The organism is Micromonospora sp. NPDC005194, from assembly GCF_040608335.1.
Classification (GTDB): domain Bacteria; phylum Actinomycetota; class Actinomycetes; order Mycobacteriales; family Micromonosporaceae; genus Micromonospora.
In genome coordinates, this window is record NZ_JBEXIA010000001.1 from 176,652 (window position 1) to 199,704 (window position 23,053).

Consider the following 23,053-nt stretch of genomic DNA (forward strand, 5'->3'; position numbering starts at 1 on the left):
GGCCGCCGTCATGACCCTCCCGCATACCGGCCGGGCGCTGGCCGACGCGGCGCCCGTGCCGTACTGGCTGGACCGCCCGGAGCGCCCCGACCCGCTGCCGCCGCTCACCGGCGCGCAGACCGCCGACCTGCTGGTGATCGGCGGCGGGTACGGCGGGCTCTGGGCCGCCCTGGAGGCCAAGCGGGCCGAGCCGGACCGTGACGTGCTGCTCGTCGACGCCGGGACCTGCGGGTGGGCCGCCTCCGGGCGCAACGGCGGGTTCTGCGCCGCCTCGCTCACCCATGGCCTGGCCAACGGCGTCGACCGGTTCCCCGGCGAGATCGGCGAGCTGGAACGCCTCGGCCGCGCCAACCTGGACGCGATCGCCGCCACCGTCGCGGAGTTCGACATCGACTGCGACTTCGAGCGCACCGGCGAACTGGCCGTCGCCGTCGAGCCGTACCAGCTCGACGGGTTGGCCGCCGACGCCGAGCTGGCCCGCCGGTACGGCCACCGGGTGCGGCTGCTCGACACCGACGAGGTGCGTGCCGAGGTGAACTCGCCGACGTACCTGGGTGGCATGGTCGACGCCGACCGGGTCGCCATGGTGGACCCGGCGAAGCTGGCGTGGGGTCTGCGCCGCGCCTGCGTCGACCTCGGCGTACGCGTGCACGAGCACACCCGGGTCACCGGGCTGCGCGCCGACGGCCCGGCCCTGCGCGCGGCGACCGCCGGCGGGCTGGACAACGCGCCCGGCTCGGTACGCGCCCGCCGGGTCGTGCTGGCCACCAACGCGTTTCCGCCGCTGCTGCGCCGGCTGCGCGCGTACGTGGTGCCCGTCTACGACCACGTGCTGATGACCGAGCCGCTCAGCCCGGCGCAGCGCGACGCGATCGGCTGGCGCAACCGCCAGGGCCTGGCCGACACCGGCAACCAGTTCCACTACTACCGGATCACCCGCGACGGGCGGATCCTCTTCGGCGGCTACGACGCCGTCTACCACTACGGCAACCGGGTCGCCCCGAAGCTGGAGCAGCGCCCGGCCACCTTCACCGCTCTCGCCAACCACTTCTTCACCACGTTCCCGCAGCTCGCCGACGTGCGCTTCAGCCACCGCTGGGGCGGCGTCATCGACACCTGCACCCGGTTCTGCCCGTTCTACGGGACCGCGTTCGGCGGTCGACTGGCGTACGCGGCCGGCTACACCGGCCTCGGCGTCGGCGCCACCCGCTTCTCGGCCCGGGTGCTGCTCGACCTGCTGGCCGGCGGGGACACCCCGCTGACCCGGCTCGATCTGGTCCGCCGCAAGCCCCTGCCGTTCCCGCCGGAACCCGTCCGCGCGGTCGGCATCAATCTCACCCGCCGGTCGATGGCCCGCGCCGATGCGCGTGAGGGCCGTCGCGACCTGTGGCTCCGTACTCTCGATCGTCTTGGTTTGGGGTTTGATTCCTGATGCGTGTCCTGCTCGTCGGCGCCGGTGGCGTCGGCTCCGCCGCCGTAGCCATCGCCGCCCGACGCTCCTTCTTCGAGACGATGGTGGTCGCCGACCATGACCCGGACCGCGCCGCCCGCGCGGTGGCCGGGCACGGCGACCGTTTCGTCGCCGCCCAGGTGGACGCCTCCTCGGCCGACGCGGTCACCGCGCTGTGCCGGGAGCACCGGATCACCCACGTGCTCAACGCCGTCGACCCGCGCTTCGTCATGCCGATCTTCGACGGTGCGTTCGCGGCCGGCGCGGACTACCTCGACATGGCGATGTCGCTGTCCCACCCGCACCCGTCCCGCCCCTACGCCGAGACCGGGGTGAAGCTCGGCGACGACCAGTTCGCCGTCGCCGACCGATGGGCGGCGGCCGGCCGGCTGGCGCTCGGCGGCATCGGCATCGAGCCCGGCCTGTCCGACATCTTCGCCCGGTACGCCGCCGACGAGCTGTTCAGCGAGATCGACGAGATCGGCGTCCGGGACGGGGCGAACCTGACCGTCGACGGCTACGACTTCGCGCCCTCGTTCTCCATCTGGACCACGATCGAGGAGTGTCTCAACCCGCCCGTGGTCTGGGAGGCGGACCGGGGCTGGTACACCACCGAGCCGTTCAGCGAGCCGGAGGTCTTCGACTTCCCGGAGGGGATCGGCCCGGTCGAGTGCGTCAACGTCGAGCACGAGGAGGTGCTGCTGATCCCGCGCTGGGTGAAGGCGAAGCGGGTCACCTTCAAGTACGGCCTCGGCGACGAGTTCATCGACGTGCTGAAGACGCTGCACAAGCTCGGCCTGGACTCGACGACGCCGGTCAGCGTGCGCGGCGTGCAGGTGTCGCCGCGGGACGTGGTCGCGGCCTGCCTGCCCGACCCGGCCACCCTCGGCGACCGGATGCGCGGCAAGACCTGCGCCGGCACCTGGGTGCGTGGCCTGGGCCCGGACGGGCAGCCCCGGGAGGTGTACCTCTACCACGTGGTCGACAACGAGTGGTCGATGCGCGAGTACGGCCACCAGGCGGTCGTCTGGCAGACCGCGGTGAACCCGGTGGTGGCGCTGGAACTGCTCGCCACCGGCGCGTGGTCCGGCGTCGGCGTGCTCGGCCCGGAGGCCCTGCCCCCGGTGCCGTTCCTCGACCTGCTGACCAGCTACGGCTCGCCCTGGGGGATGGAGGAGCGATGAGCCGCTACGGTGCCATGTACGGCCCGGACATCACCTTCCTCGGGGTGGACCGGTGCGCACTCGACGACCCGTCGTCGTACGCGGACGCCGACATCGTCATCGTCGGCGCACCCTTTGACGGCGGCACCTCGCACCGGCCCGGCACCCGGTTCGGGCCGTCGGCGATTCGCCAGGCGTGCTACCTGGCCCACGACGGCTCCCGCCCGTCCCTCGCGCTGCGCGTCGACGCGCTGCGCGACCTCCGGGTGTACGACGCCGGCGACGTCGAGATGTTCTCCGGCGACATCGAACGGTCACTTGCCGCTCTGGAGGCGGCCGTCTACGCAGTGTCGTCCTCCGGCGCCATCCCGATCGTGCTCGGCGGGGACCACTCCATCGCGCTGCCGGACGCGACCGGGGTGGCCCGCCAGCACGGGCACGGTCGGGTGTCGCTCGTGCACTTCGACGCGCACGCGGACACCGGCGAGATCGAGTTCGGCTCGCTGCACGGGCACGGCCAGCCGATGCGTCGCCTCATCGAGTCCGGCGCGGTACGCGGCGACCGGTTCCTCCAGATCGGGCTGCGCGGCTACTGGCCCGGCCCGGACATCCTGTCCTGGATGGCCGAGCAGCGGATGCGGTCGTACGAGATGACCGAGCTGGTCGCCCGCGGGCTGGACACGTGCCTCACCGAGGCGTTCACGATCGCGGTCGACGAGTGCGAGGGGGTCTTCCTCTCCGTCGACGTGGACGTCGTCGATCCCGGGATGGCCCCCGGCACCGGCACCCCCGAACCGGGCGGCCTGACCTCCCGGCAACTGCTCGACGCGGTCCGCCGGGTCTGCTACGAGCTGCCGGTGGTCGGGGTGGACGTGGTCGAGGTCGCGCCGCCGTACGACCACGCCGACATCACCGCCTACCTGGGCAACCGCGTGGTCCTAGAGGCACTGTCGGCGATCGCCCGACGCCGGCGCGACGCCGCGGGCGGGCCACCGTGGAACCCCCACCAACCCCTCCTGGACGCCCGCTGACCAGCGCATTGACGGCAACTCGACACGTCGACGCCGGACCCGGACCTCCTCTGTGGAGCGGTCGTTATCGTGGCCAATAATTGGTGATTCGCGGATTTGCTGCCTGAATGCGCGGCACGATCAGCCGTGCCCGGTCCGGCCAAGTGGTTGCCTGACCTGTCGTCCCGTCGCCGGTCACGAGCGCGATGGTGGATATTGCACGCAGTGTTTGCGACGACACTCATCGACGTGACGATGCAACCACCGCCGAATCCTGGCCCGCCGCACGTGCCGCCGTTCGGCCCTGGGCCCCGCCTGCCCGCCGCCCAGAGCTGGTTCCGCCGGGCCAGTCCCGCCAGCCGCGTCGCCGTCATCCTCGGCTCGGTGGCCCTGTCGTTCCTGCTGCTCTGCTGCGCCGGCACCGCGATTGTCAGCGCCCTGGCCGGCGAACCGGAGCCCACCCGCACCGGCACCGCGGCCGAGCAACCGCAGCAGCCCATCGTGGCGGCACCCGCCGAGCCGACCGAGGAGGCCCCCGCGCAGGAGGTGTCGCCGGTCGCCGCACCCTCCACCGCGTCGGTCTCGCCGAGCCCGTCCAGCGCCGCGCCGGTGGTGCAGGTGACGACCGTGACGGAGCGGGCCACGATCCGGTACGCCGAGCGGACCGTGAAGGACTCCTCCCTGGCCGAGGGCAAGCGGGTCGTCCGAACCAAGGGCGTCAACGGTACGAAGACACTGACGTACGAGGTGACCACCACGGACGGGGTGCGGACGGCCCGGAAGCTGGTGAAATCCGTTGTGACGAAGCAGCCGGTGACCCAGGTCGTCGCCGTCGGCACCAAGAAGGCCGCGCAGGCGAAGTGCGACCCGAACTACAGCCCCTGCGTCCCGATCGCCAGCGACGTCGACTGCCTGCCAGGCAGCGGCAACGGCCCCGCCTACGTTCGCGGCCCGGTCAAGGTCATCGGCACCGACATCTACGACCTCGACCGCGACAACGACGGCTACGGCTGCGACTAACCGCGCCGCGTCAGCCCTGCCCCGCGTGCCCTGAACCGAGTCGATCATGGAGTTGTGGTGCCCGGTAGACGATGGTTCAGGAGTTCTGTCCGGCACCACAACTCCTTGATCGACGCTGTGGTGGAGGTCGATGCGCATAGCACGGGTGGGCTTTGTTTGGGGGTTGTGCACAGGGCGCTCGGGTATCCACAGATTCCTGGGTCGGGGCGGAATGCCTGGGGCGGGGCGCGGCAGTCTCTGCCGCATGGCACAGGATCAGTATCGATACGCGGAGTTACTCGCCGCCGGCCTCAGTCGGGAGCAGGTGCGCAGGCTGGTTGGGCTGTCCCGCCTGCACCGGTTGACGCGGAGCGTCTACACGCCCTCGGCCGACCCAGCCGCGCGACTGCCGGCGATCTTTCGGCGGTTGCCTGAGACTGCCGTCGTCGGCTTCCATACCGGTGCACAGTTGCACGGCTTCGGCGACGTCCGCAGTTTCGACGTGCACATCATTGTGCCGGCCGGCGAGAACGTCCCGCAGATGCGGGGAGTCGTCGCCCACGAGGCGGTGCTGCCGGTACGCGATACGGTGCTGCTGGGCGGAGTGCCCTGTGCCCCGGCCGCCCGTTGCGCGGTCGACCTAGCCCGGTCACTGCGCCGAATGGACGCGATGCCGCTGCTGGACCTGTGCCTTCGCGTGGGTGCCTGCCGATCCGAGGAACTCAGGGCGGAGGTCGCTCGGCACAAACGCCTCCGTGGCGTCTGCCAGGCGTGTGAACTCGTGCCACGCGCCGACCCGCGGGCGGAGTGCCGGCAGGAGAGTCAGCTTCGCCTGGTGTTGATAGATGGCGGCCTGCCACCGCCGGAGCCACAGGTCTGGGTCCCGGACGGTCATGGAGTGCCGCTCTACCGCCTCGACCTCGGTTACCGGCGCCGCAAGGTCGGCGTCGAGTATGACGGATCGTCCCATTTGGACCGCGACCGTCTCCGGCATGATCGTTCCCGATCGAACTGGCTAGCCGCAAACGGCTGGAAAATCCGCCACTTCACGGACCTGGACCTCTACCGCCGCCCCAACCACATCATCAAAACCCTGATCCCCCTCCTCCACCCCTAACCCCCTCCCCGCCCCACGCTCCCCAGGGCCGATCATGGAGTTGTGGTGGCTGACGAAAGGTGTAAAGCATCCCTTGCTGCCCACCACAACTCCATGATCGACGGGGCGGGGGCCGCCCACACGCACCGGTCGCGGGTGACCTAGGCGGCGAGGCGGGAGCGGATGAGGAAGCGGAGACCGTCGGGGGCCTCCAGGGAGAAGCCGCTGCCTCGGCCCGGGACCACGTCGACGGTGAGCCTCGTGTGTTTCCACAACTCCCACTGGGCCGACGACATCCAGAACTCGACCGGCTCCGGTACACCGTCCACGGCGAGCGAGGCGAGCAGGACATCGGACGATCCGGTGCGGAACTCGCCTGCCGGGTAGCACATCGGGGCACTGCCGTCGCAGCAGCCGCCGGACTGGTGGAACATCAGCGGCCCGTGCCGCTCCCGCAGCGACCGGATCAGATCGGCCGCCGCGGGGGTCACGGAGACGATGGACATCAGAAGAAGCCGAGCTTCTGGGTCGAGTAGCTGACCAGCAGGTTCTTGGTCTGCTGGTAGTGCTCCAGCATCATCTTGTGGTTCTCCCGGCCGATGCCGGACTGCTTGTACCCGCCGAACGCGGCGTGCGCCGGGTACGCGTGGTAGCAGTTGGTCCACACCCGCCCGGCCTGGATCGCCCGCCCCGCCCGGTACGCGGTGTTCATGTCCCGGGTCCAGACGCCCGCGCCCAGCCCGTACAGGGTGTCGTTCGCGGTCTTCACGGCGTCGTCGAGGTCGGCGAAGGAGGTCACCGAGACCACCGGTCCGAAGATCTCCTCCTGAAAGACCCGCATCGAGTTGTCGCCCTCGAAGATCGTCGGCTGGACGTAGTACCCGCCCGACAACTCGCCGCCCAACTCCGCCCGGGATCCACCGGTGAGCACCTTCGCACCCTCCTGGCGGCCGATGTCCAGGTAGGACAGGATTTTCTCCAGCTGGTCGTTGGAGGCCTGCGCGCCGACCATCGTGTCGGTGTCCAGCGGGTGGCCCTGCACGATCCGGCCGGTCCGCTCCACCGCCGCGGCGAGGAAGTCCGAGTAGTGGCCCTGCTGGATCAGCGCCCGCGACGGGCAGGTGCAGACCTCGCCCTGGTTGAGGGCGAACATGGTGAAGCCCTCGAGCGCCTTGTCGAAGAAGTCATCACGGGACGCGCTGACGTCGTCGAAGAAGATGTTCGGGCTCTTGCCGCCCAGCTCCAGGGTGACCGGCTTGATGTTCTCACTGGCGTACTGCATGATCAGCCGCCCGGTGGTGGTCTCACCGGTGAACGCCACCTTGGCGACCCGTGGCGAGGACGCCAGCGGCTTGCCGGCCTCCACGCCGAAGCCGTTGACGATGTTGAGCACGCCCGGCGGCAGCAGGTCCGCCACCAGCGACAGCCAGTAGTGGATCGAGGCCGGGGTCTGCTCGGCCGGCTTGAGCACCACGGCGTTGCCGGCGGCCAGCGCGGGCGCCAGCTTCCAGGTGGCCATCAGGATCGGGAAGTTCCACGGGATGATCTGCCCGACCACGCCGAGCGGCTCGTGGAAGTGGTACGCCACGGTGTCGTCGTCGATCTCGCCCAGCGAGCCCTCCTGCGCCCGGATCGCCCCGGCAAAATAGCGGAAATGGTCGATGGCGAGCGGGATGTCGGCGGCCAGCGTCTCGCGTACCGGCTTGCCGTTCTCCCAGCTCTCGGCCACGGCCAGCGACTCCAGGTTGTCCTGCATCCGGTCCGCGATGCGATTGAGGATCAGCGCCCGCTCGGCCACCGAGGTGCGCCCCCAGGCGTCGGCGGCGCCGTGCGCGGCGTCCAGGGCCTTCTCCACGTCCGCGGCGGTGCCCCGGGCCACCTCGGTGAAGGTCTGCCCGGTGACCGGGGTCGGGTTCTCGAAGTAGCCACCGCCGTGCGGCTTGACGTACTCGCCGCCGATGAAGTGGTCGTAACGGGACTGCCAGTGGGTGGGCGCGTCGTAGCGCGTCATGGTTACCTCCGCCGTCGTGGTGCGGTGTCGGCGGCGAGGCTAGTTTCGGGGACGTTGCAGCAACGTTGCGCGTGGTAGGTCGTACTCCGTGGCGAGCTGGTGGATGCGGGCGAGCGCGAGCGGCCGGCGGGCCGCGCCCACCGGTAACGCCCGCGCCAGGGCCTGCCACGCGGTCAGGTCGTCGGCGCCGGCGGGCGTCGCGGTCCACGCCGCGAGCAGCGCCGGGTCCGCGGCGGCCAGCACGGCCGCGCGGAGCTGGCCGTCGATGAGCCGGCGCAGTCGCGTGACTCCCGGCGCGTCCGAGCCGGGCAGCAACGGCCCGGAGTACGCGTCGAGCGCGCCCGCCGGATCGCCCTGGTCCAACCGGTCGGCGACCGTGGTGAAGTCGGCGCGGACGGTGCCGTGCAGCCGGTACGGCCGGGAGTCGAGCAGCTCGGGACCGAGCACCCGGCGCAACCGGGACAGCTCCGCGCGCAGGGTGACCGGCAGGAGCCGGTCGTCTCCGTACACGTCGAGGCCGAGCTGTTCGCCGGTGCGCCCCTCGGGATGGTGCAGCAGCAGCACCAGCAGCTCGCTGTGCCGGCGGCCCAGCCGGATGCGCCGCCCGTCGACCCGCAGTTCCGCCTCGTCGCGGCCGAGCGCGGTCACGGTGACGACGCCGGGCTCCACCGGTCGGTCGGTGGCGAGCTGCGCCTCGGCGGCCCGGGCGGTGGCGCGGACCAGCGCCAGGCTGTGCGGGTTGGCCAGGTGGTCGCCGCCGGTGATGTCGACCGCGCCGAGCAGTCGCCCGGTGGCCGGGTCGTGGATCGGCGCCGCCGCGCAGGTCCAGCGCTGCACCGGCCGGATGAAGTGCTCGGTGGCGAAGATCTGCACGCTGTGGTCGACGGCCAGTGCGGTGCCGGGGGCGTTGGTGCCGGCGTGCCTCTCGTCCCACAGGGCGCCGGGCACGAAGTTCATCCGCTCGGCGTGCCGGCGCACCCCCGGGTGGCCCTCCACCCAGAGCAGCCGCCCGTACGCGTCGCAGACCGCCATCAGGTGCGCGCCGTCCTGGGCGATGCCGCCGAGCAGGTCCCGGAAGAGCGGCAGCACCCGGGCCAGCGGGTGCGCGGCCCGGTAGCTCGCCAGCGCGTCGTCGGTCAGGTCGACCGGCGGAGTTGCCTCCGGGTCGAGTCGGGCGGACCGTTCCCACGACCGGCGTACCACCTCCCGCACCCGGCGCGGCGCGGCGCCGGCGGCGAGGAACGCCTCGTGGGCCGCGCCGACCTGCGCGATCCGCTCGGCCGGATCGACGCCGAATTCCAGGGCGAGCCACGGGTCAGCCATGGGGCGACCTCCTCGGTCCCCATCGTGACGCAGCTCACCCTCGATCGCCAACCACACCAGGTGCGGACCCGTCGAACTGGCCGCCACGACGATCGGTGCCCGTGTCGGCTGAACGGTAGGTCCCTCCCGTCCGTACCACGCGGTGAAGAACACACCGAGGACGGGAGTGACGGCGATGAGGGTGCAGCGCAAGCACGTGCTGGCGGCGACCGTGGCGGTGCTCGCCGCGGCGGGAGTGGCGGTGGGGACCGGGTTCGGGTTCGCCGACACCGCACCCGCGCAGCAGTCCGTCTGCTCGGGCTCGGTCACCTTCTCGGCCGAGGGCGGGGCCCCGGCGGCGACCAGTGACCGGTTCCCGGTGGGCACGCGGCTGCGGGTGACCAATCTGGACAACAACCGGGCGGCCACGGTGACGGTGACCGGCCCGTCGGGCAGTTGTGTGCTGCTCAACGCCGCCGCGATGGAGCTGGTGCGGGAGCCGGGCAAGAACGTGATCCGCCGCAACGTGGTGCAACGGCTCGACGGCGAGGCCGTTCCGCCCGCCGCGCCGCCGGCCGCCGGCACGGTCCGACCCGGCGCAGCGTCTCCCGGAGCGCCCGGCCCGGCGCCCCGCTCGGCCTGCTCGGGGGCGATCACCTTCTTCGCCGAGAATGCCGCGCCGGCGGCGACCAGCGGGCAGTTTCCGGTGGGCACCCGGCTGCGGGTGACCAACCTGGACAACAACAAGGCCACCACGGTCACGGTGACCGGCCCGTCGGGCAGCTGCGTGCTGCTCAACACCGCCGCGATGGACCAGATCCGCGAGCCGGGCAAGAATCTGGTCCGCCGCAACACCGTCGAGGTGCTTCGCTGACCCTGCCGTGCGGAAGGGCCCCTTCTCGGGAAGGGGCCCTTCCCTCGGTCAGCCGAACGCGGCGTCGAGGATGTCGGCGCCTCTGGTCAGGTGCTCGTCGGAGATCACCAGCGGGGGCAGGAAGCGCAGCACGTTGCCGTACGTGCCGCAGGTCAGGGTGAGCAGGCCGGCGGCGTGGCACGCGGCCGAGATGGCCGCCGTGGCGGTCGGGTCGGGGACGAGGGTGCCGGGCTGCACCAGCTCCACGGCGAGCATCGCGCCGCGCCCGCGTACCTCGGCGATGCGGGGGTCCCGCTCGGCGATGGCGCGGAGCCGGGGGGCCAGCACGGACTCGATCCGACGGGCCGCGCCCGCCAGGTCCAGCTCGTGCATGGTCTCGATGGTGGCCAGCGCGGCGGCGCAGGCGATCGGGTTGCCGCCGTACGTGCCGCCGAGCCCGCCGACGTGCACCGCGTCCATCAGCTCGGCCCGACCGGTCACCGCCGCGAGGGGCAGGCCACCCGCGATGCTCTTGGCCAGGGTGACCAGGTCCGGTTCGACGCCCTCGTGCTGGCAGGCGAACCAGTCGCCGGTACGGCAGAAGCCGGTCTGGATCTCGTCGGCGACGAACACCACGCCAGCCGCTGTCGCCCAGGCGCGCAGCGCCGGCAGGAAACCGGGCGCGGGCACCACGAAGCCGCCCTCGCCCTGGATCGGCTCGATGAGCAGCGCGGCGACGTTCTCGGCGCCGACCTGCTTCTCGACCATCTCGATGGCCCGCGCGGCCGCCTCGGCGCCGGAGAGGCCGCCGTCGCGCAGCGGGTACGACATCGGCACCCGGTAGATCTCCCCGGCGAACGGCCCGAACCGGTGCTTGTACGGCATGTTCTTCGCGGTCAACGCCATGGTCAGGTTGGTCCGGCCGTGGTACGCGTGGTCGAACACCACCACCGCCGGTCGCCCGGTGGCGTGCCGGGCGATCTTGACGGCGTTCTCCACCGCCTCGGCCCCGGAGTTGAACAGGGCCGAGCGCTTCTCGAACCCGCCCGGCGTCAGCGCGTTGAGCTGCTCGCACACCGCCACGTACGACTCGTACGGCGCGACCATGAAGCAGGTGTGGGTGAACCGTTCCACCTGTGCGCGGACCGCCTCGACCACCCTCGGCGCGGAGTTGCCGACGCTGGTGACGGCGATGCCGGCGGCGAAGTCGATCCACTCCCGCCCGTCGACGTCGGTGAGCGTGCCACCCGACGCGGAGTCCACGTAGGACGAAATGACACTGCCCACGCCCCGGGCGACGGCACCACCGCGCCGCTTGTGCAGTTCTTCGGAGGATGTCATCGCCTCAGCCCTCGATGTTGTGCATGACGTGCTTGATCCGGGTGTAGTCCTCCAGGCTGTAGACCGAGAGGTCCTTGCCGTGCCCGGAGTGCTTGAAGCCGCCGTGCGGCATCTCGGAGACGAACGGGATGTGCGTGTTCACCCAGACGCAGCCGAAGTCCAGCCGCCGGGTCATCCGCATCGCCCGGCCGTGGTCCCGCGTCCAGACCGAGGCCGACAGGCCGTAGTCGACGCCGTTGGCCCAGCGCACCGCCTCGTCCTCGTCGGAGAAGCGCTGCACGGTGATGACCGGCCCGAACACCTCGTCCTGGATGATCTCGTCGGACTGGCGCAGCCCGGACACCACCGTCGGCGCGTAGAAGTAGCCGCGCTCACCCTGCCGGGAGCCGCCGGTCTGGATCGCCGCGTGGTCGGGCAGCCGGTCCACGAAGCCGCTGACCCGGGCGAGCTGGTTGGCGTTGTTCAGCGGGCCGTAGAGCACGTCCGCGTCGTCCGGTGCGCCGGTCTTCGTGTTGCGGGCCTGCTCGGCCAGGGCCGCCACGAAGTCGTCGTAAATGCCCGGCCCGGCCAGCACGCGGGTCGCCGCCGTGCAGTCCTGACCGGCGTTGAAGTAGCCGCCCAGCGCGATGGCCTCGGCCGCCGCCGCCACGTCCGCGTCGTCGAAGATCACCACCGGGGCCTTGCCGCCCAGCTCCAGGTGGGTCCGCTTCAGGTCGGGGGCCGCCGCGGCGGCCACCTCCATGCCCGCGCGCGTCGAGCCGGTGATCGACACGAGCTGGGGGGTCGGGTGCGACACGAGGGTACGACCGGTGTCCCGGTCGCCGCAGACCACGTTGAACACCCCCGGCGGGAAGAACTCGGCGGCGATCTCGGCGAGCAGCAGCGTCGACACCGGCGTGGTGTCCGACGGCTTCAGCACCACCGTGTTGCCGGCGGCGAGGGCCGGGGCGATCTTCCACACCGCCATCATCAGCGGGTAGTTCCACGGGGTCACCTGGGCGCAGACACCGATCGGCTCGCGCCGCACGTACGAGGTGTGCCCCGCCAGGTACTCGCCGGCGGACCGCCCCTCCAGCAGGCGGGCTGCCCCGGCGAAGAACCGGAACTGGTCCACCGCCGGTGGCAGCTCCTCCTCGGCGGTGAGCTGGCGCGGCTTGCCGGTGTTGCGGACCTCGGCGTCCACCAGTTCGGCCGCGCGGGCCTCCACGGCGTCGGCGAGCCTGAGCATCGCCCTCTGCCGCTCGGCCGGGGTGACCTCCCGCCAGCTCTCGAACGCGGTGGCGGCGGCGGTCATCGCCGCGTCGATGTCGGCGGCCCCGGAGACCGGCGCCTGGGCGAACACCTCGCCGGTGCAGGGGTCGACCAGATCGGCGTACCCGCCGTCGGCCGGTTCGACGTAGGAGCCGTTGACGAAGTTGCGCAGCTGCTGCTGGTCACTCATGACGGGATCACTCCGAGGGGGGCCGGGGATGCGGTGTGCGGAGGTTATCGCAATCTTCCTGCCATCTTCGCTACTGAATTCGCGGCAGACAAGGGATACGGCGACTGTTTCCGTCGGCGGTTGTCTCGTCTACGCTGCACGGCGTGGAGCCCGCAGACTTCTTCGTCGCCTCCCGTCCCGCCTCCGGTGAGGGCGAGCTGACCGTTCACCATCCGTACGACGGCCGCACGGTGGGGCGTACCACCTTTGCCACCCGCGACCAGGTCGACGCCGCCGTCGCGGCGGCGGCCGGTGTGGCCGCGCAGGCCGCGGCCCTGCCCGCGCACGCCCGGGCGGCGGCCCTGGACCACGTGTCGCGGCGGCTCGCGGAGCGCGCCGACGAGGTCGCGACGCTGATCACCGCCGAGAACGGCAAGCCGGTGAAGTGGGCGCGCGCCGAGGTCGGGCGGGCGGTGTCCACCTTCCGGTGGGCCGCCGAGGAGGCCCGGCGCTTCTCCGGTGAGCTGCAACGCCTCGACACCGACCCGGCCGCCAGCGGGCGGATCGCCCTGGTCCGGCGGGTGCCGAGAGGGCCGGTGCTCGGCATCGCGCCGTTCAACTTCCCGCTCAACCTGGTCGCGCACAAGGTCGCGCCGGCCATCGCGGTCGGTGCGCCGATCATCGTCAAGCCGGCCCCGGCCACGCCGCTGTCCGCGCTGCTGCTCGGCGAGCTGCTGGCCGAGACCGACCTCCCCGCCGGCATGTTCTCGGTGCTCCCGCTGCCCAACGACCGCGCCGCCGAACTGGTCGCCGACCCCCGGCTGCCGGTCGTGTCGTTCACCGGGTCGGGGCCGGTCGGCGCGGCCATCCGCCGGCAGGTCCCGGAGAAGCACGTGACGCTGGAGCTGGGCGGCAACGCGGCAGCGGTGATCTGCGCGGACTGGACGTCGGACGAGGACCTGGACTTCGCCGCGCAGCGCATCGCCACCTTCTCCAACTACCAGGCCGGCCAGTCGTGCATCGCCGTGCAACGCGTGTACGTGCACCACGCGCTGCACGCCGACTTCCTGCCCCGGCTGGTCGCGGCGGTACGCGCCCTGCGCACCGGAGATCCCGCCTCGGAGCTGACCGACGTCGGGCCGATGGTGTCCGAGGAGGCGGCCCGCCGGGTCGAGACGTGGGTGGCCGAGGCTGTCGCGGCCGGCGCCACCGTCGAGGTGGGCGGCGTGCGAAACGGTGCGACGTACCCCCCGACCGTGCTCACCGGTGTGCCCGCCGATGCCAAGGTCGTCGCCGAGGAGGTGTTCGGGCCGGTGCTGGTGGTCACCCCGGTCGCCGACGACCAGGCCGCGTTCGCCGCCGTCAACGACTCGGCGTACGGGTTGCAGGCCGGCGTGTTCACCCGGCGCCTGGACGTGGCCTTCTCCGCCGCGCGGGTCCTGGAGGTGGGCGGCGTGATCGTCGGCGACGTGCCGTCGTACCGGGCCGACCAGATGCCGTACGGCGGGGTGAAGGGCAGTGGCGTCGGTCGGGAGGGGCTACGCAGCGCGATGGACGACTACACCGAGGTGCGGGTCATGGTGCTGACCGGGCTGGCGCTCTAGCTCGGGTCCGCCGGCCAGGTGCCGTCGTCGCCGACCCGGGCGGGGGCGCGGCCGAGCAGCAACGTGGTGAGCGCGGCGTCGATGGTGTCGCCGAGGAACCACTCGCCGCCCTGGTCGAGGGCGAAGACCCGGCCGCGCTCGTCGACGGCGAGGATGCTGTCCTGCTGCTCGGTGCCGATCGGAAAGAGCCGCACGCCGAGCACCGCGCCGAAGTCCGCGAGGGTGTCGGCGGTGTGCGCGATGGTGTGCGGGCGGATGTCGAAGCGCGAGATCCACACCTGCGCGCCCGGGCCCCGCCGCGCGCCGACCAGGCTGGGGAACGCGGTAAGCGCCTCCACGGCGGCGGGAAAGACCTCGTGCTGGTGGACGGCCCCCGGCACGGCGGTGACGTCCCGCACGCCGGCCGCGGCCATGATCTGGTCACCGATGTGCGGTCGCCAGCCCGCCGCCACCAGCGCGTTGGCCACCTCGGGCGGAAAGCGGCCCGGGTCCGGGTCCGGCTCCGCCGGTGCGAGCCACGTCTCGGTGTAGGCCCGCGCCGACTCTGGCAGAACATTGGCGCTCACCAGGAAAGAGATGCACGAGTCGCAGGGTCGCTCCGCGGCGCCACCGGCCGGGTCACCCGGCTCGCGGATCCGGAAGATCTCGAAGCGCGCCGCCTCCAGCAGGGCTGCCGCCTCGGCCCGCCCCATCGGCTCGATGCCCTCGGCGGCCCGGCGGTGGTCGTACTCGTGCAGCACGTCGGAGACCACGATCAGCTCGGCGTGACACTCGGCGCCGCGGACCAGCTCGCCCGGAGGCCGCTCGTCCAGGTAGCTGCGGACGAGTGGGTGGTGGTTCAGCGCGACGGCGCCCTTCGTGCCCTGGGCCGTCCAGATCCGACCGTCGAGGGTCAGGTGTGCCACCGTGTTCGGCATCGGCGCGCGACGGATCTCCCGGATCAGCAGACTCGACGCGTCGACGGTGCGGGGGGCCGTCGGCCCGCTGGGCTGACTGCGCCGGTACAGGTCCGCCACCACCTCGGTGGGCACGCGGGGCCAGGTGGTGACCTTTCCGGTCCGCCTGTCGATGACGGTCGTCGGCAGATCGCCGGGGATCGCCCGCACCTCGCTCGACACGATCGAGGTGACGACGAAGCCGAGGTCGAACTCGTCGACCACCGGGGTGCACTCGTGGCCGAGGCGCTGCGAATCCCGGCGCGCCCACGCGGACGCGAGCTGCTCGGCCTGCTGACGGTCGATCACACATCGAAACTACCGGACTACACGAATCGATGGCGGCCGGTATGGTCTTCCCTACCGACGGTGACGGGAGGAGCGGCGGTGAGCGAACGCGTGGACCGGGACGCCAATCGCGAGCTACGGGCCCGATTCGACGACGTGTACGGCCAGTATCAGCAGCTCAGGTCCGGTTTGGACACTCTGCAGGCGCGGCTCGCCCAACTGCGGGTGACCCGGCGCTCGCCGGACGGCCACGTCACGGCGACCGTCGGCGCGCAGGGTCAGTTGGTCGAGGTCGTCCTGGCCCCGGCGATCTACCGGGACCGCGACGCGGAGGCGCTGAGCCGGAAAGTCACCGAAACGGTCCACGCCGCCGTGGCCGCCGCCACCCAGGCCACCCAGGCCTTGGTCGCCGAGACCATGCCGGCCGGCGCCGGCTCGGCGGAGTTCCTGCGTACCGGCGATTTCGGCGCGTTGCTCGGCCGCGCCGACGCCGTGCTCGGCCGTGGCGAGGCGCCGGCATGACCGACGGCCAGCTCTGGCTCGACGCGTCCCGCGCCCGGCGCGGTGGCGCCGACCTGGCCCTGTCCGGCGAGGCGGTGACGGCCAGCCGGGCAGCGGAGGGCGGCGAGATCGAGGCCGCCAGCGGCGCCCGCCCGTGGGGGCGCGACGACATCGGCGCCGCGTTCGAGCGCAGCTACCGCGGCATCGAGCAGACCGTGCTGCGCGCCTGGGCGGGCGTCGGGCAGCGGCTCACCGAGCTGGGCGCCGACGTGGTCAGCGCCGTCGACGCGAGCGCGCAGACCGACCAGAGCAGCGCCGCCCGGCTCGACCGGGCCGCCGACCAGCGCTGACGGCGGGTCGATCCGGATGAGCGTGCTGCCCAGCCCGATCCCGCACCCGCTGGACTACGCGCCCTGGGACGTTCCCGGCTGGATCTACGAGGCCCTCGACTGGGCGGTCGGCGTGCAGTGGCCCGAGGGGAACGAACGGGCCGTCTGGGACGTCGCCGACCGGTGGTACGCGGTCGCCGGCGTCCTCGCCGGTCCGCACGCCGACGCCGCAGCGGCCGCCACCGAGGTACGCAGCGGATACGGCGGTGTCGGAGCCGTCGACGCCGCGTTCGAGGCGGCCTGGCGTGGGATCGCCGAGGGTGCTGACGCGCCCCTGCCGGTGCTCCTCGCGGTCACCGCCGATCTGGGTCGCCTGGTCGAGGAGTGCGGCTGCGACATCGAGGGCGCCAAGCTCGAAGTCTGGATCGAGCTGGGCATCCTCGTCATCGAGCTGCTCTCGGTGGCGGTCGCGGCGGTGCTCACCGCGGGTGCCGCATCCCCGGCGGCCGGCGCGGCCATCACCGCCACCCGGCTGCTGATCCAGCAGATCTTCAAGCGTCTGATGGGCCAACTGGCGAGCAAGGCGCTGCGGCGGGGGCTCAAGGAGGCCGGCGAGCGCGCCGCCAAGGAGGTCGCCAAGGGTGGCGTGCGCGGCCTCGCCAAGCGAGCCACCCGGGAGGGGCTGGAGGAGGCGGCCGAGGAGTCCGGGATCAGCCTGGCCACCCAGGCGTACCAGAACTCCACCGGCCGGGCGCACGGCGTGGACCTGACCGACCTGGGCGCGTCGGCGGTCGGCGGGCTCGCCGGGGGAGCGGTCGCGCCACTGGCCGGCCTGGGCCGTCACGCGACCGGCCGCGCGGCGCGCATCGGCGAGCACCTGGGTCGGGAGATGACCGGCGAGATGTTCGCCGAGAGCGCCGCCAGCATCGCCACCGGGCAGGGCCTGACCTCGGTGGAGGACGCGGTACGCGCCGCCGCGTCCGGGGCCACCGGGTCGGCGACCGGGCAGACCGACCACGCCCTGCAGGCCCGGCTGCACGCGCAGGCCAACGCCCTCGCCGGAGCGTCCTTCACCGGCCCGTCCCTTCCGATCCCCACCGCGCCTCCGCTGGATGCCTCGCCCCCGGAAGCCGCGTCTTTCTCGCCGGCGTCTTCTGCTCCGGGGCCGCTGTCTGGGGCTGCGTCCTCCCCGGGGTCTCCGGTGGCGGATGTCGCCCAGCAGGCGGGGGCGGACGTTGTCGGCTCGCCGGTGCCGGCGGCACCCGACGCGACGTCGTCGGGCGTTGGGCACGGCACGAGTCCGGCGCTCTCCGCTGTCGCGGCGGATCCCACGCTCTCGGCCGTCGCGGCCCCGGGGCTTCCTGCTGTCGCGGCGGATCCCCTGCTCTCGGCCGTCGCGGCCCCCGTGGCCGGCGCCGTTGACCCGAACGGCGGGCCGGTGGCGGGGGCTGGGCCGGCGGTCGGCGCGTCGCCGGGGATCGCCTCGGGTGCGGTCGCCCCGGGCACCAACGGCACGGTTGCCGTGCCCCCGTCGACCGGCCCGTCGCCGGCTTCCGTGCCCCCGTCGACCCTGCCGTCGGCCTCCGTGCCTCCGTCGACCCCGCCGTCGTCGGCTTCGGTGCCGCTGTCGACCGGCCCGTTGGCGGGGGGCCTTTCCCCGTCGGCGGCGGCGAGCACCGTGGGGCTGGCGACGCCGGTCGCGTCCGCCGGTCCCGCGTCGACCGTCGCCCCCGGAACGGCGTTTCCGTTCACGTCCACCGGCCCGGTGGCCGGTACGACGCCCGATGCCGCCGGCAGGCCCGGCGGTGGCGCGGTCACCGGTGCGGCGGTGGGCCGGCACGCCGTACCCACGCGGTTCTCGACGCGGGAGGCGCCCGCGCCGGCCCGCGTACCCCGGCAACGGGCTCGCGGCCGGGCCTCGGTTCCCGTCGACGTGCTCGCGTTCGGCGACCCGTCGGTGTCCGTGACCGAGAGCGACGGGTACGCCGCCCGGTGGGTGGCCGAGGCGGAGGCCGCCGAGCGGCGGCGCTACCAGGGCCACTACGAGTCGCAGCGGACCGGGTTCGAGAACAATCGCCGGCAGGCGGAGGCCGCCCGCCTGCGGACCCGCGCCGCGGAGCACGACCGCAGGGCTGTCGAGTACGCGAACTACGCCCGACAGTTGCACCAGGCGGGGCACCGGCAGTGGGCCGACGGCTGGCAGCGGGCGGCGAACGACGAGACACGCGCGTACGCCCAATGGCGTGACCTGGCCGACGACGTGCTGGCGGGCATCAGGGCGCCGGCGGTCGTGGACCTCGCCGACGGCGCTTTCGCGCACGCCAACAGCGACGTGGGCGCGCTCGCGCTCGGCGCGGTGGAGACCGCCGGCCCGTCCCGGCTCACCGGCGACGACGTACCCCCGTCGATCGACGACTCCCGGCCGTACGGGCAGCCGGGCGGGCTCCGGCCGCCGCTCGCCCTGCACCAGGTCGACGTCGAACGGCAGATGCCCCGTGACCTCGACGGCGCTGTCCTGCGTACCGCCGACCCCCGCCGGGGCGGCTGGTTCGGCCTCCTGAACGACGGCGGCCCCCAGGCCGACGCCACCCGGGGCATCAACTGCCTGGACTGCACCCTGTCGCTGTTCGAGACCTGGGTGCACGGGCGGCCGCGGGTGTCCGCGCCGCGCACCTTCGACGGCTACCTGGACGGCGACACCCGACGCCCGATCCGCGGTGAGGCGGGTGGCCCGGGCCGGGTGGAAGACGTGACCGGCGGCCGTTTCCAGCGCGTCCTCGCACCGCCATCCGACCAACGGGCTCACCCGGCGCAGGCGCGGCAGGCCGCCGACCGGGGGTACGCCAACCTGCACGACCAACTGCTGCTGGGCGGCCACGGCAGCTACGCGTTCCTGATCACCGAGTGGGCGGGCGGCGGCTCGCACGCCTGGGTGGCGCTCAACCAGAACGGCACGGTCCTCTACGTCGACCCGCAGACCGGCCTCGTGCGGGACCGGCCGCTCTACCCCGACGTGGTCGGCATCGACGCACTCGTGCTGGGCGGGGACGGCCGGCCGATGCCACTCGGCGGGCTGCCCCGAGGCCGGTTCAGTGAACGTCCCGACCTGCCGACCCACCCACCGGCGTACGACGACGGCGGCCATGGCGACCCGTACATCAACCGGATGTACCTGCTGCTCGACGGGCCGGGCTCGGTGGCGGGTGCGGGTGATGGCGGTGCGGACATGGGCGATTCACGTCGGCCGACGTCCGATCTCGCACAGCTCGCGCCCGGAGAGCTGGCCGCGCTGACGGAGCTGCGCGACCGTGCCCTGGCCGCCGCCGACTGGGTCGAGGATGCGTTGGCTCAGGTCGGACGGAGCGTGACCGGCGCGCTCGACCTCACTGATCCGATCCGGCTCCGGGACCGAGAGTTTCGTGTCAAGGGGCTGGAATCCTTGGCGCGGAAGTACCTCGACGAGGCGCGCGTGGCCTCGCCCGATGCCACTGACTTCGTGGAGAGCGTCAATGACGCATTAAGATTCTGCCTCGAGATGCCGTCGGGCCAGCACTACAGCAACGCCGTTGACCTGGTACTCGCCGGCCTGGTCGAAGCTGGCTTCTCGGTGCCGGCCCGTTCAGCCTGCAAGAATTTCTGGCGGCAGGGCAATCGATTCTACGGATTGAACTGCACCCTTCGGTCGCCGGACGGGATGCTGATCGAGTTGCAGCTGCACACGCCCATCTCGCGAGAAGCCTGGCTGGCGACCCATGAGGAGTACGAAGTTCTGCGGCGTTCGTCGAACGGCCCAGAACACCGAGTTGGCGCGCTCCTGCGGATGCTCGCCGCGAATCGAGCGCGCGGTCTGCCGGATTCGCTCCCGGACGGGCTCGATCTACGCTTCCCCGCCAAGGACGCCACCTTCGCAAAGTGGATCAGCCAAAACGTTGACGTCTGGCGCGAGTACCAGGCCTGGCTTGGTCGGCAGGGGACGAGCCTCCCGCAGGTTGTGCAAGGGCTGGGACTAGGACTTCGCGACTTTCCCGTAGCACCCCAGGTGGTCGAAGAGTTGGAGCACGAGGTTGTTGAGCTACTACGTGATCTACCGGATTGATGGGCAGGGGCCGCCGGCAGGGCTCTTCGTCATGGATGCGGGTCTTGGCCAAGCTGTTCTCTGGGACCATCGCGCTCGGACGTGGGCCTACGATCCCGGACTCGTGGTGCGTTTCCTTGATGACTATCGCAACGTGGACCGCTACAAGAATGTGAGCCGTGCTGCCGCTGAGGCAGTGGCGGCAGCAGTCACCGGCGGCGAGAGGTTGCCGGACGAAGATTCAATCCGCGCCATGTTCAGACGGCGACGGTGAGCGCTGAGGCCGAGACATTCCCCATGTCCAAGGGCCCTATCGCCCCTCCTGCCACCGGTGCCGCTGGCCAGGACAGGCCCGTGGGCGCGCGGCGGTTGCCGAGGTGGACGGTTATCGACAAGAGTCGTCGTATGGCTGACTCACGCGCCGAGGCGACGACCTCCGACGGCGAACCCACGCGGACCTTCGGTTGGTCGTACCTGTTCGTTCATCCGGACGACGACCCGCGCTCGGATGGCAACTTCGCCGACGAGCGGACGGTGCTCGTCGAGTACCTGCGTGACCAGCGCCTCACGTTCGAACTCAAGTGTGACGGCCTGAACGCCGAGCAGTTGGCCCGGCGGGCGGTGCCGCCGTCGACGATGTCGCTGCTCGGGCTGATCCGACATCTGGCCGAAGTGGAGCGCGGTTGGTTCCGCAGGACCATGGCCGGCCAGGTCGCGCCCAAGCTGTACTGCTCGGACGACGATCCCGACGGCGACTTCGAGGGCGCGGTGGCCGATCCGGCCGTGGTCGACGAGGCGTACCTCACCTGGCGTACGGAGGTCGAGTTCTCCGAGCGCTTCGTCGCCGAGGCAGCGGATCTGGGAGTGCAGGGACGGCAGCGGGACGGCAACGTCATCGTGCTTCGTCGGCTGCTGGTGCACATGATCGAGGAGTATGCGCGGCACAATGGCCACGCCGATCTCCTGCGCGAGCGCATCGACGGAAGGGTGGGTCAGTGATGGCCGAAGGGTTCGACACCCGGTTGACGCGGGCGCAGGAGCGCTATGAGCAGACGGTCTTCGGCGGCGACGCGACGTCGTTGGACGAGGCGGAGCGGGATCTCGTGGCGTTGGAGGCGGACACGGCTCTGGCCCGGGGCCGGCTCCTGCATGCCCGCTTCCTGGAGACCGGTGCGGAGGACGCGGCCGAGCTGCGGCTCTTCGAGCGGGCGGCGCAGCTCTACCGCGAGCTGGGTGACGCTCGTGGCGAGGGGGAGTCGCTGTTCTGGGTGGGCACGGTCCACCAGGTGATCCGCCAGGACCAGGCGACCGCCGACCCGGCCTTCGCGCGGGCGCGTGAGCTGGCGACCGAGGCGGGCGACGAGCTGACCCTGTCGTACGTGCTGCGGCACCTCTGCTTCGGTGAGCAGGCCGCCGGTCGGGTCGACGCGGCGCGGGAGTTGCTGGCGGAGTCGACCCGGCTGCGCCGGGAGCTGTCCTTCACGCCGGGGGTCGCGGCGAACCTGATCGGTCTGGCGGACCTGGCGGCGACCGACGGTGACCGGGATGCCGCCCGCGAGCTGCTCGACGAGGCGGCCGAGCTCGCGGCCGGCAGCGGTGCGCACGGTGTTGCCCGGTGGGTGCAGGAGGCCCGCGACGAGCTGAAACTCGCCTGATCACGAGTAGGACAAGTAGCCGACGAGGTGACCGACGCCCTCGCCGACGGGCTTCGCCGAGCGTGATCGACTCGACATCGCCGATATGGGGGTGTCCGAGGACGTGGGATACCGCGATATCGCCGAAACCGAGTGGATCAAGGCCGGGGGCCGGTGTGGATCAAGGGTGGGCGCTGATGTCTGGTGGATCGACGCCGGACCCGGGGTACGTGCCGCGCAGCGAGGCGGAGGCGGTGGCCGTACAGGAGGAGTTGCGGCCGCTCGTCGACCTGGTCGGGCCGGGTCCGGCCGCGCCCGCGACGGTGGCCGGCCTGGACGTCGCGTACGCCGAGAGCGGCGACCTCCTCGCGGCGGCCGTGACCGTGCTGGACGCCCGGACGTTGGCGGTGGTGGATTCGGCGGTCAGTGTGGGCCGGCCTTCGTTCGGTTACGTGCCGGGGCTGTTCGCCTTCCGCGAGCTGCCGGCTCTGCTCGCCGCGCTGGACACGCTGACGACCAGCCCGGACCTGCTGGTCTGTGACGGGCACGGCGTGGCCCATCCGCGCCGGTTCGGGCTCGCCTGTCACCTCGGGGTGGTCACCGGCCTGCCCGCGATCGGCGTGGGCAAGACGCCGCTGGTCGGCGAGTGGGATCCACCGGCCGCCGAGCGGGGTGCCTGGTCGGCGCTGCGCGACGGAGGTGAGGTCGTGGGCCGGGTGCTGCGGACCCGGGACGGGGTGAAGCCGGTCTTCGTGAGCGTCGGGCACCGGATGAGCCTGGACAACGCGACCGCGCAGGTGCTCGCGTTGACTCCGCGCTACCGCCTGCCCGAGACGACCCGTACCGCCGACCGGCTGTGCCGCGACGCCCTCGCCGGGATCACGCACTCCAACCTGGACGAATTGGGCGGTGGAGCCCTCGGAGGCTCTACCGACGGAGATCGCCGAGCGTGATCGACTCGACATCGGCGATATCGGGGTGTCCGAGGCCGTGGGACACCCCGATATCGCCGATACCGAGTGGATCAAGGCTCGGTGGCCGC

Annotated in this window: 20 protein-coding genes; 14 read left to right on the forward strand and 6 right to left on the reverse strand. The window is 72.3% G+C overall.

The window, feature by feature from the left end:
• Positions 1 to 10: 10 nt before the first annotated feature.
• The 5 genes from ABZU53_RS00835 (at position 11) to ABZU53_RS00855 (ending at position 5,739) form a co-directional block, all read left to right on the forward strand.
• The gene (locus tag ABZU53_RS00835) at positions 11 to 1,432 is read left to right on the forward strand and encodes an FAD-dependent oxidoreductase (RefSeq protein ID WP_355063036.1); all 1,422 of its coding nucleotides are present in this window, start codon (positions 11 to 13) and stop codon (positions 1,430 to 1,432) included.
• Positions 1,432 to 2,634 (forward strand): saccharopine dehydrogenase C-terminal domain-containing protein, encoded by a 1,203-nt coding sequence (locus tag ABZU53_RS00840; protein WP_355063038.1) that lies wholly within the window; start codon positions 1,432 to 1,434, stop codon positions 2,632 to 2,634. Before ABZU53_RS00835 ends, ABZU53_RS00840 begins: the two co-directional genes overlap by 1 nt.
• Complete coding sequence (gene speB, locus ABZU53_RS00845) at positions 2,631 to 3,644, forward strand: agmatinase (RefSeq protein ID WP_355063040.1); 1,014 nt, start codon at positions 2,631 to 2,633, stop codon at positions 3,642 to 3,644. The genes ABZU53_RS00840 and speB overlap by 4 nt, the downstream gene beginning before the upstream one ends.
• Before the next feature lie 234 nt (positions 3,645 to 3,878).
• Positions 3,879 to 4,643, forward strand: a complete 765-nt coding sequence (locus ABZU53_RS00850; protein ID WP_355063227.1) for a G5 domain-containing protein — start codon at positions 3,879 to 3,881, stop codon at positions 4,641 to 4,643.
• 244 nt (positions 4,644 to 4,887) lie between these two features.
• On the forward strand, positions 4,888 to 5,739 hold the full coding sequence (locus tag ABZU53_RS00855; RefSeq protein WP_355063042.1) for a DUF559 domain-containing protein: 852 nt from the start codon (positions 4,888 to 4,890) through the stop codon (positions 5,737 to 5,739).
• A 140-nt stretch (positions 5,740 to 5,879) separates the two neighbouring features.
• On the opposite strand, the gene ABZU53_RS00860 is transcribed toward ABZU53_RS00855, so the two are convergent.
• Genes ABZU53_RS00860 through ABZU53_RS00870 form a run of 3 tightly spaced genes read right to left on the reverse strand, consistent with a single transcriptional unit; the run spans position 5,880 to position 9,052 of the window.
• Positions 5,880 to 6,227 carry a DUF779 domain-containing protein gene (locus ABZU53_RS00860; protein ID WP_354854319.1) on the reverse strand — a complete coding sequence of 116 codons (348 nt, stop codon included), beginning with the start codon at positions 6,225 to 6,227 and terminating at the stop codon, positions 5,880 to 5,882.
• Positions 6,224 to 7,729, reverse strand: a complete 1,506-nt coding sequence (gene adh / locus ABZU53_RS00865) for an aldehyde dehydrogenase (protein WP_355063044.1) — start codon at positions 7,727 to 7,729, stop codon at positions 6,224 to 6,226. The genes ABZU53_RS00860 and adh overlap by 4 nt, the downstream gene beginning before the upstream one ends.
• Positions 7,730 to 7,768: 39 nt before the next feature.
• Positions 7,769 to 9,052: a GAF domain-containing protein gene (locus ABZU53_RS00870; protein WP_355063046.1), complete on the reverse strand. Its 1,284-nt coding sequence runs from the start codon at positions 9,050 to 9,052 to the stop codon at positions 7,769 to 7,771.
• A 175-nt stretch (positions 9,053 to 9,227) separates the two neighbouring features.
• Between ABZU53_RS00870 and ABZU53_RS00875 the strand changes: the two genes are divergently transcribed.
• The gene (locus tag ABZU53_RS00875) at positions 9,228 to 9,905 is read left to right on the forward strand and encodes a hypothetical protein (protein WP_354854277.1); all 678 of its coding nucleotides are present in this window, start codon (positions 9,228 to 9,230) and stop codon (positions 9,903 to 9,905) included.
• Positions 9,906 to 9,953: 48 nt separating this feature from the next.
• Here the strand turns inward: ABZU53_RS00875 and gabT are convergent, their stop codons facing one another.
• Positions 9,954 to 11,225, reverse strand: a complete 1,272-nt coding sequence (gene gabT / locus ABZU53_RS00880) for a 4-aminobutyrate--2-oxoglutarate transaminase (RefSeq protein WP_354854278.1) — start codon at positions 11,223 to 11,225, stop codon at positions 9,954 to 9,956.
• 4 nt (positions 11,226 to 11,229) lie between these two features.
• A complete protein-coding gene (locus tag ABZU53_RS00885) occupies positions 11,230 to 12,666 on the reverse strand; it encodes a gamma-aminobutyraldehyde dehydrogenase (RefSeq protein WP_355063047.1) in 1,437 nt (478 codons plus the stop codon).
• Positions 12,667 to 12,809: 143 nt separating this feature from the next.
• Here ABZU53_RS00885 and ABZU53_RS00890 point away from each other — a divergent pair, with 143 nt between their 5' ends.
• Positions 12,810 to 14,249: an aldehyde dehydrogenase family protein gene (locus tag ABZU53_RS00890; RefSeq protein WP_355063048.1), complete on the forward strand. Its 1,440-nt coding sequence runs from the start codon at positions 12,810 to 12,812 to the stop codon at positions 14,247 to 14,249.
• On the opposite strand, the gene ABZU53_RS00895 is transcribed toward ABZU53_RS00890, so the two are convergent.
• The gene (locus ABZU53_RS00895) at positions 14,246 to 15,493 is read right to left on the reverse strand and encodes an SUKH-3 domain-containing protein (protein WP_354854284.1); all 1,248 of its coding nucleotides are present in this window, start codon (positions 15,491 to 15,493) and stop codon (positions 14,246 to 14,248) included. The genes ABZU53_RS00890 and ABZU53_RS00895 overlap by 4 nt on opposite strands.
• A gap of 78 nt (positions 15,494 to 15,571) precedes the next feature.
• Between ABZU53_RS00895 and ABZU53_RS00900 the strand changes: the two genes are divergently transcribed.
• The 7 genes from ABZU53_RS00900 (at position 15,572) to nfi (ending at position 22,964) form a co-directional block, all read left to right on the forward strand.
• Positions 15,572 to 15,994 (forward strand): YbaB/EbfC family nucleoid-associated protein, encoded by a 423-nt coding sequence (locus ABZU53_RS00900; protein ID WP_355063050.1) that lies wholly within the window; start codon positions 15,572 to 15,574, stop codon positions 15,992 to 15,994.
• Entirely contained in the window at positions 15,991 to 16,323 is a 333-nt protein-coding gene (locus tag ABZU53_RS00905) for a hypothetical protein (protein WP_355063051.1), read from the forward strand. Before ABZU53_RS00900 ends, ABZU53_RS00905 begins: the two co-directional genes overlap by 4 nt.
• Positions 16,324 to 16,339: 16 nt before the next feature.
• Positions 16,340 to 20,398: a toxin glutamine deamidase domain-containing protein gene (locus tag ABZU53_RS00910; protein ID WP_355063053.1), complete on the forward strand. Its 4,059-nt coding sequence runs from the start codon at positions 16,340 to 16,342 to the stop codon at positions 20,396 to 20,398.
• Complete coding sequence (locus ABZU53_RS00915; protein ID WP_355063054.1) at positions 20,370 to 20,651, forward strand: hypothetical protein; 282 nt, start codon at positions 20,370 to 20,372, stop codon at positions 20,649 to 20,651. The genes ABZU53_RS00910 and ABZU53_RS00915 overlap by 29 nt, the downstream gene beginning before the upstream one ends.
• Positions 20,652 to 20,782: 131 nt before the next feature.
• Positions 20,783 to 21,376, forward strand: a complete 594-nt coding sequence (locus ABZU53_RS00920; RefSeq protein WP_354854294.1) for a DinB family protein — start codon at positions 20,783 to 20,785, stop codon at positions 21,374 to 21,376.
• Positions 21,376 to 22,032 carry a tetratricopeptide repeat protein gene (locus tag ABZU53_RS00925; protein WP_355063056.1) on the forward strand — a complete coding sequence of 219 codons (657 nt, stop codon included), beginning with the start codon at positions 21,376 to 21,378 and terminating at the stop codon, positions 22,030 to 22,032. Before ABZU53_RS00920 ends, ABZU53_RS00925 begins: the two co-directional genes overlap by 1 nt.
• 176 nt (positions 22,033 to 22,208) lie before the next feature.
• Positions 22,209 to 22,964 carry a deoxyribonuclease V gene (nfi, locus tag ABZU53_RS00930; RefSeq protein ID WP_355063057.1) on the forward strand — a complete coding sequence of 252 codons (756 nt, stop codon included), beginning with the start codon at positions 22,209 to 22,211 and terminating at the stop codon, positions 22,962 to 22,964.
• Positions 22,965 to 23,053: the final 89 nt, after the last annotated feature.

Bases quoted from the DNA above. Each gene is read 5' to 3' on its own strand.
- ABZU53_RS00855 (WP_355063042.1), top strand. From the start codon at position 4,888: ATGGCACAGGATCAGTATCGATACGCGGAGTTACTCGCCGCCGGCCTC.
- ABZU53_RS00870 (WP_355063046.1), bottom strand. From the start codon at position 9,052: ATGGCTGACCCGTGGCTCGCCCTGGAATTCGGCGTCGATCCGGCCGAG.
- gabT (WP_354854278.1), bottom strand. From the start codon at position 11,225: ATGACATCCTCCGAAGAACTGCACAAGCGGCGCGGTGGTGCCGTCGCC.
- ABZU53_RS00875 (WP_354854277.1), top strand. From the start codon at position 9,228: ATGAGGGTGCAGCGCAAGCACGTGCTGGCGGCGACCGTGGCGGTGCTC.
- nfi (WP_355063057.1), top strand. From the start codon at position 22,209: ATGTCTGGTGGATCGACGCCGGACCCGGGGTACGTGCCGCGCAGCGAG.
- ABZU53_RS00905 (WP_355063051.1), top strand. From the start codon at position 15,991: ATGACCGACGGCCAGCTCTGGCTCGACGCGTCCCGCGCCCGGCGCGGT.
- ABZU53_RS00840 (WP_355063038.1), top strand. From the start codon at position 1,432: ATGCGTGTCCTGCTCGTCGGCGCCGGTGGCGTCGGCTCCGCCGCCGTA.
- adh (WP_355063044.1), bottom strand. From the start codon at position 7,729: ATGACGCGCTACGACGCGCCCACCCACTGGCAGTCCCGTTACGACCAC.
- ABZU53_RS00850 (WP_355063227.1), top strand. From the start codon at position 3,879: ATGCAACCACCGCCGAATCCTGGCCCGCCGCACGTGCCGCCGTTCGGC.
- ABZU53_RS00920 (WP_354854294.1), top strand. From the start codon at position 20,783: ATGGCTGACTCACGCGCCGAGGCGACGACCTCCGACGGCGAACCCACG.
- speB (WP_355063040.1), top strand. From the start codon at position 2,631: ATGAGCCGCTACGGTGCCATGTACGGCCCGGACATCACCTTCCTCGGG.
- ABZU53_RS00885 (WP_355063047.1), bottom strand. From the start codon at position 12,666: ATGAGTGACCAGCAGCAGCTGCGCAACTTCGTCAACGGCTCCTACGTC.
- ABZU53_RS00910 (WP_355063053.1), top strand. From the start codon at position 16,340: ATGAGCGTGCTGCCCAGCCCGATCCCGCACCCGCTGGACTACGCGCCC.
- ABZU53_RS00835 (WP_355063036.1), top strand. From the start codon at position 11: ATGACCCTCCCGCATACCGGCCGGGCGCTGGCCGACGCGGCGCCCGTG.
- ABZU53_RS00925 (WP_355063056.1), top strand. From the start codon at position 21,376: ATGGCCGAAGGGTTCGACACCCGGTTGACGCGGGCGCAGGAGCGCTAT.